This window comes from Pseudomonas sp. FG47 (assembly GCF_057809115.1).
This window is the reverse complement of the sequence record NZ_JBMDJI010000044.1, coordinates 1-16,090: the sequence shown is the minus strand read 5'-3', so window position 1 is coordinate 16,090 and position 16,090 is coordinate 1. Positions and strand designations below refer to the sequence as shown.

13 protein-coding genes and 3 tRNA genes are annotated in these 16,090 nt (G+C 63.8%); 15 read left to right on the top strand and 1 reads right to left on the bottom strand.

The genetic code is table 11. The annotated features are described in order from the left end of the window. From ACODS5_RS22050 to astE, 9 genes are all read left to right on the top strand, one after another. Positions 1 to 765 carry an ABC transporter ATP-binding protein gene (locus ACODS5_RS22050; RefSeq protein ID WP_011534967.1) on the top strand — a complete coding sequence of 255 codons (765 nt, stop codon included), beginning with the start codon at positions 1 to 3 and terminating at the stop codon, positions 763 to 765. Between the two features lie 103 nt (positions 766 to 868). Then, positions 869 to 1,849, top strand: coding sequence for a transcriptional regulator ArgR (argR, locus tag ACODS5_RS22045; RefSeq protein ID WP_167659459.1), 981 nt, complete (start codon positions 869 to 871; stop codon positions 1,847 to 1,849). A gap of 328 nt (positions 1,850 to 2,177) precedes the next feature. After that, positions 2,178 to 3,398 (top strand): aspartate aminotransferase family protein, encoded by a 1,221-nt coding sequence (locus ACODS5_RS22040; protein WP_489109646.1) that lies wholly within the window; start codon positions 2,178 to 2,180, stop codon positions 3,396 to 3,398. Between the two features lie 140 nt (positions 3,399 to 3,538). Further along, complete coding sequence (gene aruF, locus ACODS5_RS22035) at positions 3,539 to 4,558, top strand: arginine/ornithine succinyltransferase subunit alpha (RefSeq protein WP_134690897.1); 1,020 nt, start codon at positions 3,539 to 3,541, stop codon at positions 4,556 to 4,558. Positions 4,559 to 4,613: 55 nt separating this feature from the next. Further along, positions 4,614 to 5,642 carry an arginine N-succinyltransferase gene (gene astA, locus ACODS5_RS22030; RefSeq protein ID WP_134690895.1) on the top strand — a complete coding sequence of 343 codons (1,029 nt, stop codon included), beginning with the start codon at positions 4,614 to 4,616 and terminating at the stop codon, positions 5,640 to 5,642. After that, the gene (astD, locus tag ACODS5_RS22025) at positions 5,643 to 7,106 is read left to right on the top strand and encodes a succinylglutamate-semialdehyde dehydrogenase (protein ID WP_134690893.1); all 1,464 of its coding nucleotides are present in this window, start codon (positions 5,643 to 5,645) and stop codon (positions 7,104 to 7,106) included. Positions 7,107 to 7,129: 23 nt separating this feature from the next. Beyond that, positions 7,130 to 8,479, top strand: coding sequence for an N-succinylarginine dihydrolase (gene astB, locus ACODS5_RS22020; protein ID WP_134690891.1), 1,350 nt, complete (start codon positions 7,130 to 7,132; stop codon positions 8,477 to 8,479). 14 nt (positions 8,480 to 8,493) lie between these two features. Then, positions 8,494 to 8,781, top strand: a complete 288-nt coding sequence (locus ACODS5_RS22015) for a topoisomerase II (RefSeq protein ID WP_134690889.1) — start codon at positions 8,494 to 8,496, stop codon at positions 8,779 to 8,781. A gap of 10 nt (positions 8,782 to 8,791) precedes the next feature. Then, complete coding sequence (astE, locus tag ACODS5_RS22010; protein ID WP_489109645.1) at positions 8,792 to 9,799, top strand: succinylglutamate desuccinylase; 1,008 nt, start codon at positions 8,792 to 8,794, stop codon at positions 9,797 to 9,799. Positions 9,800 to 9,803: 4 nt separating this feature from the next. Here astE and ACODS5_RS22005 read toward each other — a convergent pair whose 3' ends face one another. After that, positions 9,804 to 10,901 (bottom strand): M91 family zinc metallopeptidase, encoded by a 1,098-nt coding sequence (locus ACODS5_RS22005; protein WP_489109644.1) that lies wholly within the window; start codon positions 10,899 to 10,901, stop codon positions 9,804 to 9,806. A gap of 348 nt (positions 10,902 to 11,249) precedes the next feature. On the opposite strand from ACODS5_RS22005, the gene alaS reads away from it, so the two are divergent. From alaS to ACODS5_RS21975, 6 genes are all read left to right on the top strand, one after another. Beyond that, positions 11,250 to 13,874, top strand: coding sequence for an alanine--tRNA ligase (gene alaS, locus ACODS5_RS22000; protein ID WP_167659458.1), 2,625 nt, complete (start codon positions 11,250 to 11,252; stop codon positions 13,872 to 13,874). A gap of 83 nt (positions 13,875 to 13,957) precedes the next feature. Next, a complete protein-coding gene (locus ACODS5_RS21995) occupies positions 13,958 to 15,193 on the top strand; it encodes an aspartate kinase (protein WP_134690881.1) in 1,236 nt (411 codons plus the stop codon). Positions 15,194 to 15,361: 168 nt separating this feature from the next. Beyond that, entirely contained in the window at positions 15,362 to 15,550 is a 189-nt protein-coding gene (gene csrA / locus ACODS5_RS21990) for a carbon storage regulator CsrA (protein ID WP_003254503.1), read from the top strand. Positions 15,551 to 15,622: 72 nt separating this feature from the next. Continuing rightward, a tRNA-Ser gene (locus tag ACODS5_RS21985) sits at positions 15,623 to 15,713 on the top strand. Positions 15,714 to 15,761: 48 nt separating this feature from the next. Next, positions 15,762 to 15,838, top strand: a tRNA-Arg gene (locus tag ACODS5_RS21980). Positions 15,839 to 15,908: 70 nt separating this feature from the next. Further along, positions 15,909 to 15,985 (top strand) — tRNA-Arg (locus ACODS5_RS21975). Positions 15,986 to 16,090 lie beyond the last annotated feature (105 nt).

The window sequence follows — 16,090 nt, the reverse complement described above, 5'->3', positions numbered from 1 at the left end:
ATGTACAAACTGCAAATCCAAGACCTGCACAAGCGCTATGGCAGCCACGAGGTGCTCAAGGGCGTCTCCCTCGAAGCCAAGGCGGGCGACGTGATCAGCATCATCGGCTCCAGCGGCTCGGGCAAATCCACCTTCCTGCGTTGCATCAACCTGCTCGAGCAGCCGCACGCGGGCAAGATCCTGCTCAACAACGAAGAGCTCAAGCTGGTCGCCGGCAAGGACGGCGCGCTCAAGGCCGCCGACCCCAAGCAGTTGCAACGCATGCGCTCGCGCCTGTCGATGGTGTTCCAGCATTTCAACCTGTGGTCGCACATGACCGCGCTGGAAAACGTCATCGAGGCGCCGGTGCATGTGCTGGGCGTGAACAAGAAAGAAGCGCTGGAAAAGGCCGAGCACTACCTGGCCAAGGTGGGTGTCGCCCATCGCAAGGATGCCTTCCCCGGGCACATGTCCGGCGGTGAGCAACAGCGCGTGGCCATCGCCCGTGCCCTGGCCATGGAGCCTGAAGTGATGCTGTTCGACGAGCCGACCTCGGCGCTCGACCCGGAACTGGTGGGCGATGTGCTCAAGGTCATGCAGTCGCTGGCCCAGGAAGGCCGCACCATGGTCGTGGTCACCCACGAGATGGGCTTCGCCCGCGAGGTCTCCAACCAGCTGGTGTTCCTGCATAAGGGCCTGGTCGAAGAGCGCGGCTGCCCGCGCGAGGTGTTGGTCAACCCGCAGTCCGAGCGCCTCAAGCAGTTCCTGTCTGGCAGCCTCAAGTAAAGGCTGCACTTTTGCACCATGATGGGGCATGCTGCGCAACGCACGTTGCATGCCCCGGCGCGACGAGCGCGAACCTTCCTTTCCAGGTTTTGGACCACGCCCTATGACCACCCAGCGAATCGGATTTCTCATCTGGCCCGGCACCAAGCCGCTGACCCTGGCGCTGGCGGAAGAGGTGTTGCTGGTGGCCCAGCGGGTGCATCCGGATGTGGTCTACGAACTCGCCTATTTGCAGGCCGAGGCTGCGCAGGAGGGGGCCTGGCGTTTGCCGGGCGAGGCGTGGAACGGTCGCCTCGAGGGCTGTCACAAGCTGTTCCTGTTGGCCGATGAGCCGCCGTCGGCCGTCGGTTCGGCACTGTCGACCGCGCTCAAGCAGCTGGCGCGCGGGGGTTGCATGATCGGCGGGCTGTCCGCCGGGGTGTACCCATTGGCGGCGCTGGGCCTGCTCGATGGCTACCGCGCCGCGGTGCACTGGCGCTGGCAGGATGACTTCGCCGAGCGCTTTCCCAAGGTGATCGCCACCAGCCACCTGTTCGACTGGGATCGTGATCGTTTGACTGCTTGCGGCGGCATGGCGGTGACCGACCTGCTGTTGGCGGTGCTGGCCCGCGACCACGGTGCCGAGTTGGCCGGAGCGGTGTCGGAGGAACTGGTGGTCGAGCGTATTCGCGAGGGGGGCGAGCGCCAGCGCATTCCGCTGCAGAACCGCTTGGGTTCCAGTCATCCGAAGCTGACCCAGGCGGTGCTGCTGATGGAGGCCAATATCGAAGAGCCGCTGACCACTGATGAGATCGCCCAGCATGTATGCGTGTCGCGGCGCCAGCTGGAGCGGATCTTCAAGCAGTACCTCAATCGCGTGCCCAGCCAGTATTACCTGGAGCTGCGGCTGAACAAGGCGCGGCAGATGCTGATGCAGACCAGCAAGTCGATCATCCAGATCGGCTTGTCCTGCGGGTTTTCCTCCGGGCCGCATTTCTCCAGCGCGTACCGTAATTTCTTTGGTGCCACGCCGCGAGAGGATCGCAACCAGCGCCGCAGCAGCAGCCCGTTCGAACTGAGTTCGGCGCCGGCCGAGCGCGGCTGAAGACCTCCCAGCCAGCAAAGACGCTAGCGTGGGGCAAGCCCGCTTTCGCGCAGTGTATTGCTCGTGGGAGCGGGCTTGCCCCGCGATGCGGTTTGTATATGTGAACACCCGTTCACCCAATTCTCACCGAGCATCTCCCCGCCACCCCCTGCTGCCGTTACACTGCGCGATTGCGACAGTGTTTGTCGCATTGCCGAAAACCTTGCAAAAACAGGGTTTGGCGCTGTAACAAGTTGTCGCCTGGCAGCAAGGACAGGCGCCGATCAGTCCTTACAATCCCTCCATCGCTCGCCACTTCCAGGCCAGCGTTCCTCTTCAGGAGACTCAGATGTCCGTTGAGCAAGCCCCGGTGCAACGTGCCGATTTCGACCAGGTCATGGTTCCCAACTACTCCCCGGCGGCCTTCATTCCTGTGCGAGGCGAGGGCTCCCGAGTGTGGGACCAGACCGGCCGCGAGCTGATCGACTTCGCCGGCGGCATCGCGGTCAACGCCCTGGGCCACTGCCATCCGGCGCTGGTCAAGGCGCTAACCGAGCAGGCCAATACCCTCTGGCATGTCTCCAACGTGTTCACCAACGAGCCGGCCCTGCGCCTGGCGCACAAGCTGGTGGACGCCACCTTTGCCGAACGCGCGTTCTTCTGCAACTCCGGCGCCGAAGCCAACGAGGCCGCCTTCAAGCTGGCCCGGCGTGTCGCCCATGACCGTTTCGGTCCCGAAAAACACGAGATCATCGCCACCGTCAACAGCTTCCACGGCCGGACCCTGTTCACCGTCAGCGTCGGTGGCCAGCCCAAGTACTCCGACGGTTTCGGGCCGAAGATCACCGGCATCAGCCACGTGCCGTACAACGACCTGGAAGCGCTGAAAGCGCAGATCAGCGACAAGACCTGCGCCGTGGTCATCGAGCCGATTCAGGGCGAGAGCGGTGTGGTCCCGGCCGACAAGGCCTACCTGGAAGGCGCGCGCAAGCTGTGTGACGAGCACAATGCCCTGCTGATCTTCGACGAAGTGCAGACCGGCGTTGGCCGTACCGGCTCGCTGTATGCCTATCAGCACTACGGCGTCACCCCGGACATCCTGACCAGCGCCAAGAGCCTGGGCGGCGGCTTCCCGATTGGCGCGATGCTGACCACCAGCGACCTGGCCAAGCACCTGGCCGTCGGCACCCACGGCACCACCTATGGCGGCAACCCGCTGGCCTGTGCCGTCGCCTGCGCCGTGCTCGATGTGGTCAACACTCCGGAAACCCTGGCGGGCATCAAGGCCAAACATGAGCGCTTCAAGACCCGCCTGGAGAAGATCGGCCAGGAAACCGGCCTGTTCACCCTGGTGCGCGGTGTCGGCCTGCTGATCGGTTGCGTGCTCAGTGACGCCTGGAAGGGCAAGGCCAAGGACATCCTCAATGCCGCCGAGAAGGAAGGCGTGATGGTCCTGCAGGCCGGTCCCGACGTAGTGCGCTTCGCCCCGAGCCTGGTGGTCGAGGACGCCGACATCGACGAAGGCCTGGCACGCTTCGAACGCGCCGTGCGCAAGCTGACGCAAGGCTGATCCACCCTTCGTCGGCCCGGGTTTTGGCCTGGGTCGGCGATCCCTGAATTCCAGTGCGGGCCTGCTTGCAGGTAGTGGCGCGTGCCCGTCGTTTTTCCGTGCCGATGTGATCGGCGCGCTTTCCCGAAAGGAGTGACACCATGCTGGTGATGCGCCCCGCGCAAATGGCGGATCTGAACGAAGTGCAGCGCATGGCTGCCGACAGCCCCATTGGTGTCACCTCGTTGCCGGATGACACCGCTCGCCTGGGCGACAAGATCGCCGCCTCGGAAACCTCGTTCGCCGCCGAAGTGAGCTTCAACGGCGAGGAGAGCTATTTCTTCGTGCTCGAGGACAGCGCCACCGGCAAGCTGGTCGGCTGCTCGGCCATCGTCGCCTCGGCCGGTTATTCCGAGCCGTTCTACAGCTTTCGTAACGAGACCTTCGTACACGCCTCGCGCGAGCTGAAGATCCACAACAAGATCCACGTCCTGTCGCTGTGTCACGACCTTACCGGCAATAGCCTGCTGACCAGCTTCTACGTGTTGCCGGAGTTGGTGAACAGCGCCTTCGCCGAGCTCAACTCGCGCGGTCGCCTGCTGTTCATGGCTGCGCACCCCGAGCGTTTCGCCGATTCGGTGGTCACCGAAATCGTCGGTTTCAGCGACGAGCAGGGCGAATCGCCGTTCTGGGATGCCATCGGGCGCAACTTCTTCGACCTCAACTATGCCGACGCCGAGCGCCTGTGCGGCTTGAAGAGCCGCACTTTCCTCGCCGAGCTGATGCCGCACTATCCGATCTACGTGCCGCTGCTGGACGACGCCGCGCAAGAGGCCATGGGCCAGGTGCACCCGCGGGCGCAGATCACCTTCGACATCCTCATGCGCGAAGGCTTCGAGACCGAGCACTACATCGACATCTTCGACGGTGGCCCGACCCTGCACGCACGCACCTCGGGCATCCGCTCGATCGCCCAGAGCCGCGTGGTGCCGGTCAAGCTCGACGACGCCCCGGTCAAGGGCGGTCGCCCGTACCTGGTGTGCAACGGCCAATTGCAGGACTACCGCGCGGTGTTGCTGGAGCTGGACTGGGTGCCGGGCAAACCGGTCAGCCTGAGCAGCGAGGCCGTCGAGGCCCTGGGTGTCGGCGAAGGCGCCAGCGTGCGCCTGGTCGCGGTCTGATTGGCCGCAACAGAGAGTTTCGCGGCAGGCGCTGACCGCCGCACAAGGAGATAGCATGATCGTTCGTCCTGTACGCAGCAGCGATTTACCCGCGCTGATCGAATTGGCTCGCAGCACCGGCACCACTGGGCTGACCACGCTCCCGGCCAACGAGGAGCGCCTCGGCCAGCGCGTTGGCTGGGCCGAGAAAAGCTTCCGTGGCGAGGCCGAGCGGGGTGATACCGACTACTTGTTCGTGCTGGAGAACGACGAAGGGTTGGTGGTCGGCATCAGCGCCATCGCCGGTGCCGTCGGCTTGCGCGAGCCCTGGTACAACTATCGGGTCGGCCTGACCGTCAGCGCTTCGCAGGAGCTGAAGATCTACCGCGAAATCCCGACCCTGTTCCTGGCCAACGACCTGACCGGCAACTCCGAGCTGTGCTCGCTGTTCCTGCGTGGCGACCATCGCAGCGGCCTCAACGGTCGCCTGCTGTCCAAGGCGCGGATGCTTTTCATCGCCGAATTCCCCGAGCTGTTCGGCCACAAGATCATCGCCGAGATGCGCGGCATGTCAGACGAGCAGGGGCGTTCGCCGTTCTGGGAGAGCCTGGGCCGGCACTTCTTCAAGATGGAGTTCAGTCAGGCCGATTACCTCACCGGGGTGGGCAACAAGTCGTTCATCGCCGAACTGATGCCCAAGTTCCCGCTGTACACCTGCTTCCTTTCGGAGGCCGCGCGCAATGTCATCGGCCGCGTGCATACCGACACCGAGCCTGCGCTGGCCATGCTTAAGCGCGAAGGTTTCAACTACCAGGGCTTCGTCGACATCTTCGATGCGGGCCCGGCCATCGAGTGCGAGACCTCGAAGATCCGCGCCGTGCGTGACAGCGAGACCCTGGTGCTGGCCGTCGGCACCCCGGGCGACGACGCCACACCCTATATCATCCACAACCGCAAGCGCGAAGATTGCCGCATCACCGCCGCACCGGCGCGCCTCGCCGCCGGCACCCTGGTGGTCGATCCGCAGACCGCCAAGCGCCTGCGCCTGGGCGCGGGTGACAATGTGCGCGCGGTGCCACTGTCCGCCAGCCGGGAGGCCCAGTAAATGACCACGCATTACATCGCCGGCCAATGGCTGGCTGGCCAGGGCGAAGCCCTGCAGTCGCTCAACCCCGTCACCCAGGCGGTGATCTGGCAAGGGCAGGGCGCCGATGCCGCGCAGGTAGATAATGCCGTGCAGGCTGCCCGTCAGGCGTTCCCCGGCTGGGCATCGCTGAGCCTGGATGCGCGTATTGGCGTGCTGGAGGCCTTCGCCGAGAAACTCAAGGCCAATGCCGAGGCGTTGTCGCGCTGCATTGGCGAGGAAACCGGCAAGCCGCTGTGGGAATCGGCCACCGAAGTGACCAGCATGGTCAACAAGGTCGCCATCTCGGTGCAGAGCTACCGCGAGCGTACCGGCGAGAAGAGCGGCCCGCTGGCCGACGCCACTGCCGTGCTGCGGCACAAGCCCCACGGCGTGGTCGCCGTGTTCGGCCCATACAACTTCCCAGGCCACCTGCCCAACGGCCATATCGTTCCGGCGCTGCTGGCCGGCAACTGCGTGGTGTTCAAACCCAGCGAGCTGACCCCGAAGGTCGCCGAGCTGACCGTGCAGTGCTGGGTCGAGGCCGGTTTGCCGGCGGGCGTGCTCAACCTGGTCCAGGGCGCTCGGGAAACCGGCGTGGCGCTAGCCGCCAACCCAGGTATCGATGGCCTGTTCTTCACCGGCTCCAGCCGCACCGGCAACTTGCTGCACCAACAGTTCGCCGGTCGCCCGGACAAGATCCTGGCGCTGGAGATGGGCGGCAACAACCCGCTAGTGGTCGATGAGGTCAAGGACCTCGACGCGGCGGTCTACACCATCATCCAGTCGGCTTTCATCTCGGCCGGCCAGCGCTGCACGTGCGCGCGCCGCCTACTGGTGCCCCAGGGCGCCTGGGGCGACCAGTTGCTCGCGCGCCTGGTGGAGGTGAGTCGTGGTATCAGCGTCGGTGCCTTCGACCAGCAGCCGGCGCCGTTCATGGGCTCGGTGATCTCGCTGCAAGCCGCGCGCGCGCTGCTGGCGGCCCAGGCCGAACTGCTCGGCAAGGGCGCCGTGGCGCTGTTGCCAATGACCCAGCCCCAGGCCAATGCCGCCTTGCTCACGCCCGGCATCATCGATGTCAGCGCGGTGGCCGAGCGCCCGGATGAAGAATTCTTCGGACCGCTGCTGCAGGTGATTCGCTACGCCGATTTCGACGCGGCGATCGATGAAGCCAACAACACTCAGTACGGCCTGGCCGCCGGCCTGTTGTCGGACTCAAACGCCCGTTACCAGCACTTCTGGTTGCGCAGCCGCGCTGGCATCGTCAACTGGAACAAGCAGTTGACCGGCGCCGCCAGCAGCGCGCCGTTCGGTGGCGTCGGCGCCAGCGGCAACCACCGCGCCAGCGCCTACTACGCGGCGGACTACTGCGCCTACCCCGTGGCTTCGCTGGAGACCGCGAGCCTTGCACTGCCGGCGACCCTGACGCCGGGCGTCACCCTATAACAACAGGTCTCGGAGCCTAGCCGATGAAATCCTATGAAGTGAATTTTGATGGCCTGGTGGGGCCGACCCACAACTACGGCGGCCTGTCGTACGGCAACGTGGCCTCGCAGAGCAATAGCCAGCAAGGTTCCAACCCACGCGAGGCGGCGCGCCAGGGCCTGGCGAAGATGAGGGCGCTGATGGAGATGGGCTTCCAGCAGGGCGTGCTGGCGCCACAGGAGCGCCCGGACGTGGCAGCGCTGCGTCGCCTGGGCTTCACCGGCAGCGACGCCGAAGTGATCCAGCGCGCCGCGAAGGAGGCCATGCCGCTGCTGGTGGCCAGTTGCTCGGCCTCGAGCATGTGGGTGGCCAACGCCGCCACCGTCAGCCCCAGCGCCGACACCGCCGACGGCCGCGTGCACTTCACCGCCGCCAACCTCAACTGCAAGTACCACCGCAGCATCGAGCACCCAACCACCAGTCGCGTGCTGGGCGCCATGTTCAATGACGACAAGGTGTTCGCCCATCACCAGGCACTGCCGGCGGTTGCCCAGTTCGGTGACGAGGGCGCGGCCAACCATACCCGCTTCTGTCGTGCCTACGGCGATGCCGGCGTCGAGTTCTTCGTCTATGGCCGCAGTGCCTTCGACAGCCGCTACCCCGCGCCGCAGAAGTACCCGGCGCGCCAGACCCTGGAGGCCTCGCAGGCGGTGGCCCGGTTGCACGGCCTGCGCGACGATGGCGTGGTCTACGCTCAACAGAACCCGGCAGTGATCGACCAGGGTGTGTTTCACAACGATGTGATCGCGGTGGGCAACGGTGAGGTGCTGTTCTACCACGAGGATGCCTTCCTCGACACCGACGCGGTGCTTGGCCAGCTGCAGGCTAAACTGGCCAGCAAAGGTGGCAACTTCCAGGCCATCTGCGTGCCGCGTTTGGCGGTGACGGTGGAGGACGCGGTGCGTTCCTACCTGTTCAACAGCCAGCTGCTCAGCCGCGAGGACGGCTCGATGCTGCTGGTAGTGCCGGAGGAGTGCCGCAATAACGAGCGCGTCTGGGCGTATCTGGGCCAGCTGACCAGCCAGGGCGGCCCGATCAAGGAGGTCAAGGTGTTCGACCTCAAGCAGAGCATGCAGAACGGCGGCGGCCCGGCTTGTCTGCGCCTGCGCGTGGCGTTGAAGGAAAACGAACTGGCGGCGGTCAACCAAGGCGTTATCATGACCGCCCCGCTGTACGACACCCTGGTGCAATGGGTCGACAAGCACTACCGCGATCGCCTCGGCGAGGCGGACCTGGCCGACCCGCAGTTGCTGGTGGAATGCCGCACGGCACTGGATGAACTGACCCAGATCCTCAAGCTGGGTTCGGTCTATCCGTTCCAATGCCAACCTTGAAGAGAGAAATTGCAATGTCCGACGCCCTGCGCCTGATCCTGGAAGATGAAGACGGCACCCAGCTGGAAACTTCCTGCACCCGCTTTGCCGTGGTCTGGCAAGGCAAGGAAGTATGGATTCAGCAGGATGGCCGCGGCCAACTGCTGATCGGCGTGGATGTCGAGGAAGACGACACCGAGTACGCCAACCTGCTGCTGCGCCCGATGGCCACCAACCTGGTCAGCCTGCAACTGGAAATGGAACCGGCCGATGCCGGTGACGACGACCACGTCCACGGCCCGGACTGCGGCCACCACCACTAAGGAAGTGCCCATGCTCGCCCTTGGCAAACTGCTTGAGCTGACCCTGACCGATCACGAACCGGCCGAGAAGACCCAAGTGACGCCCAGGGGCGTGCGTTTGCGCTGGTTGGGGGAGGGCGCCTTGGAAGTGCGTCCGCCCGAGGGCGAGGACAGTGGCCTCGACCTGTTGCTGTCGGCTGGTATCCACGGCAATGAGACGGCGCCGATCGAGTTGCTGGAAAAGCTCCTGCATGGCGTGGCCGATGGCTCCATCCAGCCGCGTGCACGAGTGTTGTTCCTGTTTGGCAATCCGCCGGCGATCCGCAAGGGTGAGCGTTTTATCGAGCAGGACATCAACCGCCTGTTCAATGGCCGGCATGAGCTTTCCAGTGGTTTCGAGGCATTGCGGGCCGCCGAGCTGGAGCAGTTTGCCCGGGTGTTCTTCAGCAAGCCCGAGCGCGCCCGCCTGCATTACGACCTGCATACCGCCATTCGCGGGTCGAAGATCGAGCAGTTCGCGCTGTATCCCTACAAGGAAGGGCGCAAGCACTCCCGTCGCGAGCTGGCCCGCCTGGCGGCGGCCGGCATGGAGGCGGTGCTGCTGCAGAGCAAGTCGTCGATCACCTTCAGCGCGTTCACCTATGAGCAACTCGATGCCGAAGCCTTCACCCTGGAACTGGGCAAGGCCCGCCCCTTCGGGCAGAACGAGCAAGTCAACCTCGACAAGCTCGAAACGCGCCTGATCCACCTCATCGAAAACACCGAGCCCCAGACCGAACAGAGCCTGGACGGCCTCAAGCTGTTCAGCGTCGCTCGCGAAATCATCAAGCACAGCGACAGCTTCCACCTGCACCTGCCAGCGGACATCGAGAACTTCTCCGAGCTGAGCAAGGGCTACCTGCTGGCCGAGGACCTCGCCGAGACGCGCTGGGTGGTGGAGGAGGAGGGCGCGCGCATCATTTTCCCCAACCCTAAGGTGAAGAACGGGCTGCGGGCCGGCATCCTGATAGTGCCGGCCGAGGACAGCGCGCTGGCCTGACTGCTCAGCGATAGGCCAGGCGAGGTGGCAGGCCCATTTCTGCACGTAACGCGTTCTCGTTGAACGGTGCCGGATTGCTCGCGGTATCCGCGGTCGAAGGGTCGTCATCGAAATCAAATGGCGCTTCGCCGGTCGCCAGCCCAACGGCTTGCAGCTCGCCTTGGCCCGCGACGCTGCCGGTGGCGTAGTTCCAGGTATGACAAAGTTCGTGATAGAGCGCGATCAGCGGGGGGGCGCCTGGAACCTGCATGTGCGGGTTGAACAGGATCTCGCTGTGCAGAATGCGATCGCCTCGTTGACCGTTGGCCTTGATCCTGGGGTCGCCGAGCCGCCTGTCGAAGCCCGCGAAGGCATTGTCCGTGACTGACGTGTAGCGCAAGGTGACGGTGACCCTCCTGGCGGCCAGGTCCTGGAGCAATCGTGAGGCGGTTGGGCTTGCGTGCAGGCGCTGCAGGAGTCGCGTCATCTGCTCGATGTAGCGTGCGTCGCCTTCGATCTTGAAGCTGTGCGCATAGTGCGTGGGCAAGGTCTGTGTGCCGGCACGCGCAAGCGTCAGCTGGTCCGTCCCCGCGATCACCGTGTCATCGCCTTCACCGGTGTTGACCCAGGTGTGCGCGGCGCTGCTGTAGATCAGATCGTTGCCCTCGCCAGCATGAACCTGCACCCGCTGCAGGCCCGTGACAATGATGTGGTCGTCGCCGCTGCCGGTCGCCACTATCACTCGGCCCCCAGGGCGTTGCGATGAGTCGTCCGGGGCTTGCTCCTTGCCTTCCAGGAGAATCTTGTCGTTGCCCGCGGCGGTTTCGACAATGATCCTGGTGCTTGGGTCGGCCTTCAGATGCACGCTGTCAGGACCATTTCCGGTTCTTAGTATCGCGGTATGCGGGGCGGGTAGCACCAGCTCGTAGCAGGTGGTGGCGATCTGTACCCTGAGCGCCAGCGGTCGCGTATCGACCAGCATTTCGCTGACTCCTGGCAGCGCGGTGATCAGCAGTTGACCCGCGGCGCGTTCCACCGCAACAAGGTGATCTTCGTAGGGCAGCGCAAAGGTGTCTGTGGTGGCTTGTGCAGGTCGAATGACCTTGAGGGTGTCGAGGCTCATGGCGCGCTGTCTTGTCAAGGAATGGGCCTACAAACTAAGGGGGTGTCTGGGTGTTGATGCGGTATCCCGATAACACCTGGAACGGGATCCAATCGTTCATGAAAGGTATTTAATTCACTATCTATTCCATTTTCCTACCGCCTGGGCGGTAATTGGCTTGCCAGTAGCGAAACGCTGGCTTTAGCATCGCGGTCATGTCGTTTCACTCGCTTTAGTCCGACAAACCGCCCGATTGGCGGTCGCTATCGCATAAACCCACTGCACCGAGACTGCAGGACCGATATAATGCGGCCCTTTGCCGTCGTTTCGTCGATTCGACGTGTGGCCGCCGTTTCCGTGGAAGAACCTATGAAAAGCGCAGAAATCCGTGAAGCCTTCCTCCGCTTCTTCGAAGAGCAGGGACATACTCGCGTTGCCTCCAGCTCCCTGATCCCGGGCAATGACCCGACCCTGCTGTTCACCAACGCCGGCATGAACCAGTTCAAGGACTGCTTCCTCGGCCAGGAGAAGCGCGCCTACACCCGCGCCGTGAGCAGCCAGAAGTGCGTGCGCGCCGGCGGCAAGCACAACGACCTGGAAAACGTCGGCTACACCGCCCGTCACCACACCTTCTTCGAGATGCTGGGCAACTTCAGCTTCGGCGACTATTTCAAGCGCGATGCCATCACCTTCGCCTGGACCTTCCTGACCTCGGACAAGTGGCTGAACCTGCCCAAGGAAAAACTCTGGGTCACCGTCTACGCCAGCGACGACGAAGCCTACGACATCTGGACCAAGGAAGTCGGCGTGCCTGCCGAGCGCATGGTGCGTATCGGTGACAATAAAGGCGCCCCGTACGCCTCCGACAACTTCTGGACCATGGGCGATACCGGCCCGTGCGGCCCATGCACCGAGATCTTCTACGACCACGGCGCCGACATCTGGGGCGGCCCACCCGGCTCGCCGGAAGAAGACGGCGACCGCTACATCGAGATCTGGAACAACGTCTTCATGCAGTTCAACCGCACCGCCGACGGCGTCCTGCACCCGCTGCCCGCCCCGTCGGTGGATACCGGCATGGGCCTGGAGCGCATCAGCGCGGTGATGCAGCACGTGCACTCGAACTACGAGATCGACCTGTTCCAGAGCCTGCTGGGCGCCGCAGCCGAAGCCATCGGCTGCAGCAACGACGACCAGCCTTCGCTGAAAGTGGTCGCCGACCATATCCGTTCCTGCGGCTTCCTGATCGCCGACGGCGTGCTGCCGTCGAACGAAGGCCGCGGCTACGTGCTGCGCCGCATCATTCGTCGCGCCTGCCGCCACGGCAACAAGCTGGGCGCCAAGGGCAGCTTCTTCCACAAGATCGTCGCCGCCCTGGTGGCCGAGATGGGTCAAGCCTTCCCAGAGCTCAAGGGCCAGCAGGCGCACATCGAGCGCGTGCTCAAGACCGAGGAAGAGCAGTTCGCCAAGACCCTCGAGCAGGGCCTGCGCATCCTCGAGCAGGACCTGGCCCAGTTGCAGGGCAAGGTGGTACCGGGCGACGTGGTGTTCAAGCTGTACGACACCTACGGCTTCCCCATGGACCTCACTGCCGATATCGCCCGCGAGCGCGAGCTGACCATCGACGAAGCCGGCTTCGAGCGCGAGATGGAGGCCCAGCGTGAGCGTGCTCGTTCCGCCAGCGCCTTCGGCATGGACTACAACAGCCTGGTCAAGGTCGATACCGCCACCGACTTCCTCGGCTACGATGCCACCGAAGGCCAGGGCAAGATCGTCGCCCTGTACAAGGATGGTCAGTCGGTCGACCAGTTGGGCGAAGGCGAGGAGGGCGTGGTCGTGCTCGACCGCACGCCGTTCTATGCCGAGTCCGGCGGCCAGGTCGGCGACACCGGCTACCTGCAGGCGGGCGCTGCGCGCTTCGACGTGCGCGACACCACCAAGACCGGCGGTGCCTTCCTGCACCACGGTATCGTTGCCAGTGGCGCACTGACCATTGCCGCCACGGTCGAGGCGCATGTCGATGCCGAGGTGCAGCACGCCACCTCGCTGAACCACTCGGCCACCCACCTGCTCCACGAAGCGCTGCGCCAGGTGCTGGGCGAGCACGTGCAGCAGAAAGGCTCGCTGGTCGACAGCCAGCGCCTGCGCTTCGACTTCAGCCACTTCGAGGCGGTGACGCCTGCGCAGATCAAGGCCCTGGAAGATATCGTCAACCGTGAGGTGCGCAAGAACACGCCGGTGGAAACCGAACTGACCGATATCGAGACCGCCAAGGCCAAGGGCGCCATGGCGCTGTTCGGCGAGAAGTATGGCGACACCGTGCGGGTGCTGAGCATGGGCGGTGATTTCTCCGTCGAGCTGTGTGGCGGTATCCACGCCAAGCGCACCGGCGACATCGCCCTGTTCAAGATCACCAGCGAAGGCGGCGTGGCCTCTGGCGTGCGCCGTATCGAAGCGATCACCGGCGCCGCCGCGCTGGCCTACCTGAACGCTGCCGAGGAGCAGGTCAAGGAGGCCGCGCAGCTGGTCAAGGGCAATCGCGACAACCTGATCGACAAGCTGTCGGCTGTGCTCGAGCGCAACCGCCAGCTGGAAAAGCAGCTCGAGCAGCTGCAGGCCAAGGCCGCCAGCGCCGCTGGGGACGATCTCTCCAATGCGGCCGTTGAGGTCAAGGGTGCCAAGGTCCTCGCCGCCCGCCTGGATGGGCAGGATGGCAAGGCCCTGCTGGCGCTCGTCGATCAACTGAAGAACAAGCTCGGCCATGCAGTGATCCTGCTGGGCAGCGAGCATGAGGGCAAGGTCGTGCTGGTGGCTGGCGTGACCAAGGACCTCTCCGGCCAACTCAAGGCTGGCGATCTGATGAAGCAAGCCGCTGCAGTGGTGGGTGGCAAGGGCGGCGGTCGTCCGGACATGGCCCAGGGCGGTGGCGTCGACGTCGCCGCGCTGGACCAGGCCCTGGCCCTGGCCGTGCCGTTCGCCGAGCAGGGTCTTTGAGATGGGGCGGCCGGTGGTCTAGTCACCGGCCGCTTCATGTTGGATTGTTTTTTGGGGCCCTTGTGGGCTGAGGCACCTTTGAAATGGCGTTGATCGTACAGAAATTTGGCGGTACCTCTGTCGGTTCCATCGAGCGGATCGAGCAGGTTGCCGACAAAGTCAAGAAATTCCGCGAGCAAGGCACCGACCTGGTGATCGTGCTGTCGGCGATGAGCGGGGAAACCAACCGCCTGATCGACCTGGCCAAGCAGATCTCCGACAAACCGGAGCCGCGCGAGCTGGACGTGATCGTTTCGACCGGCGAGCAGGTCACCATCGCCCTGTTGTCCATGGCCTTGATGAAGCGCGGCGTGCCGGCGGTGTCCTACACCGGCAACCAGGTGCGCATCCTCACCGACAGCGCGCACAACAAGGCGCGCATCCTGCAGATCGACGACCAGAAGATCCGTGCCGACCTCAAGGCCGGGCGCGTGGTGGTGGTGGCTGGTTTCCAGGGTGTCGACGAGCACGGCAACATCACGACCCTCGGTCGTGGCGGTTCCGACACCACCGGCGTGGCCCTGGCGGCGGCCCTGAAGGCCGATGAGTGCCAGATCTACACCGATGTCGACGGCGTCTACACCACCGACCCGCGAGTCGTGCCCCAGGCCCAGCGCCTGGAGAAGATCACCTTCGAGGAGATGCTGGAAATGGCCAGCCTCGGCTCCAAGGTGCTGCAGATCCGTTCGGTGGAGTTCGCCGGCAAGTACAACGTCCCGCTGCGCGTGCTGCACAGCTTCAAGGAGGGTCCGGGTACCCTCATAACCATCGATGAAGAGGAATCCATGGAACAGCCGATCATTTCCGGTATCGCCTTCAACCGCGATGAGGCCAAGCTGACCATTCGTGGCGTCCCGGACACCCCAGGCGTTGCCTTCAAGATCCTCGGCCCGATCAGCGCCGCGAACATCGAAGTGGACATGATCGTGCAGAACGTTTCGCACGATAACACCACCGACTTCACCTTCACCGTACACCGCAACGAGTACGAGAAGGCGCTGAGCGTGCTGGAAAACACCGCCCGCGAGATTGGCGCGCGTGAAGTGGTCGGCGATACCAAGATCGCCAAGGTATCGATCGTCGGCGTCGGCATGCGCTCCCACGCGGGCGTTGCCAGCCGCATGTTCGAAGCACTGGCCAAGGAGAGCATCAACATCCAGATGATCTCCACCTCCGAGATCAAGGTCTCGGTGGTTATCGAAGAGAAGTACCTGGAGCTAGCCGTACGCGCGCTGCACACCGCGTTCGAGCTCGACGCTCCCGCCCGACAGGGTGAGTGACACGCTGCCTGGAGGGGCGCGGCTTGCCGCGCCCTTCGTGTTTCTGGCCGCTGATGGTGTCCCTGTCCAGGCGCCATTGGCGGGTTGACCTGGGCCCAGGCCGTCGTCCCCGGCCAGGCCCTGCTTTTAAAGACTGTTGTCCCTGAAGATTCATGTGAGGAGAAAACTATGCTGATTCTGACTCGTCGGTGCGCCGAGAGCCTGATCATTGGTGACGGTGAGATCACCGTGACGGTCCTGGGTGTCAAAGGCAACCAGGTGCGTATTGGCGTGAGCGCGCCTAAAGAAGTGGCCGTTCACCGCGAGGAAATCTACCTGCGGATCAAGAAAGAGAAGGACGAGGAGCCAAGCCTTTAATTTTTTTGAAGTTTTTTTCAAAAAAAGGGTTGCAAACGAGGAAGGGTGTGTTTAATATTCGCCTCGTGTTGCGGTGAGGTGGCCGAGTGGCCGAAGGCGCTCCCCTGCTAAGGGAGTATACCTCATAAGGGTATCGGGGGTTCGAATCCCCCCTTCACCGCCATTATTTGCCTAGAGCGCTTCAAGCGATCTGAATGGCACAGCAAGACACGGACTCATAGCTCAGCTGGATAGAGTACTCGGCTACGAACCGAGCGGTCGGAGGTTCGAATCCTCCTGAGTCCGCCACTTTTGAAGTGGCTTTGCCTGCAAGGCTGCTTCAATCAACCAGTGGTAACCTGGTCTAAAACTACCCCACGGACTCATAGCTCAGCTGGATAGAGTACTCGGCTACGAACCGAGCGGTCGCAGGTTCGAATCCTGCTGAGTCCGCCACTTTTGAAGTGGTTTTGCTTGCAAGGGCACTTCAACAAGCCAGTGGTAACCTGGCCTAAAACTACCAACCACGGACTCATAGCTCAGCTGGATAGAGTACTCGGC

Bases quoted from the DNA above. Each gene is read 5' to 3' on its own strand.
- aruF (WP_134690897.1), top strand. From the start codon at position 3,539: ATGCTGGTGATGCGCCCCGCGCAAATGGCGGATCTGAACGAAGTGCAG.
- astD (WP_134690893.1), top strand. From the start codon at position 5,643: ATGACCACGCATTACATCGCCGGCCAATGGCTGGCTGGCCAGGGCGAA.
- ACODS5_RS22015 (WP_134690889.1), top strand. From the start codon at position 8,494: ATGTCCGACGCCCTGCGCCTGATCCTGGAAGATGAAGACGGCACCCAG.
- ACODS5_RS22040 (WP_489109646.1), top strand. From the start codon at position 2,178: ATGTCCGTTGAGCAAGCCCCGGTGCAACGTGCCGATTTCGACCAGGTC.
- alaS (WP_167659458.1), top strand. From the start codon at position 11,250: ATGAAAAGCGCAGAAATCCGTGAAGCCTTCCTCCGCTTCTTCGAAGAG.
- argR (WP_167659459.1), top strand. From the start codon at position 869: ATGACCACCCAGCGAATCGGATTTCTCATCTGGCCCGGCACCAAGCCG.
- ACODS5_RS21995 (WP_134690881.1), top strand. From the start codon at position 13,958: ATGGCGTTGATCGTACAGAAATTTGGCGGTACCTCTGTCGGTTCCATC.
- ACODS5_RS22005 (WP_489109644.1), bottom strand. From the start codon at position 10,901: ATGAGCCTCGACACCCTCAAGGTCATTCGACCTGCACAAGCCACCACA.
- astB (WP_134690891.1), top strand. From the start codon at position 7,130: ATGAAATCCTATGAAGTGAATTTTGATGGCCTGGTGGGGCCGACCCAC.
- astA (WP_134690895.1), top strand. From the start codon at position 4,614: ATGATCGTTCGTCCTGTACGCAGCAGCGATTTACCCGCGCTGATCGAA.
- astE (WP_489109645.1), top strand. From the start codon at position 8,792: ATGCTCGCCCTTGGCAAACTGCTTGAGCTGACCCTGACCGATCACGAA.
- csrA (WP_003254503.1), top strand. From the start codon at position 15,362: ATGCTGATTCTGACTCGTCGGTGCGCCGAGAGCCTGATCATTGGTGAC.
- ACODS5_RS22050 (WP_011534967.1), top strand. From the start codon at position 1: ATGTACAAACTGCAAATCCAAGACCTGCACAAGCGCTATGGCAGCCAC.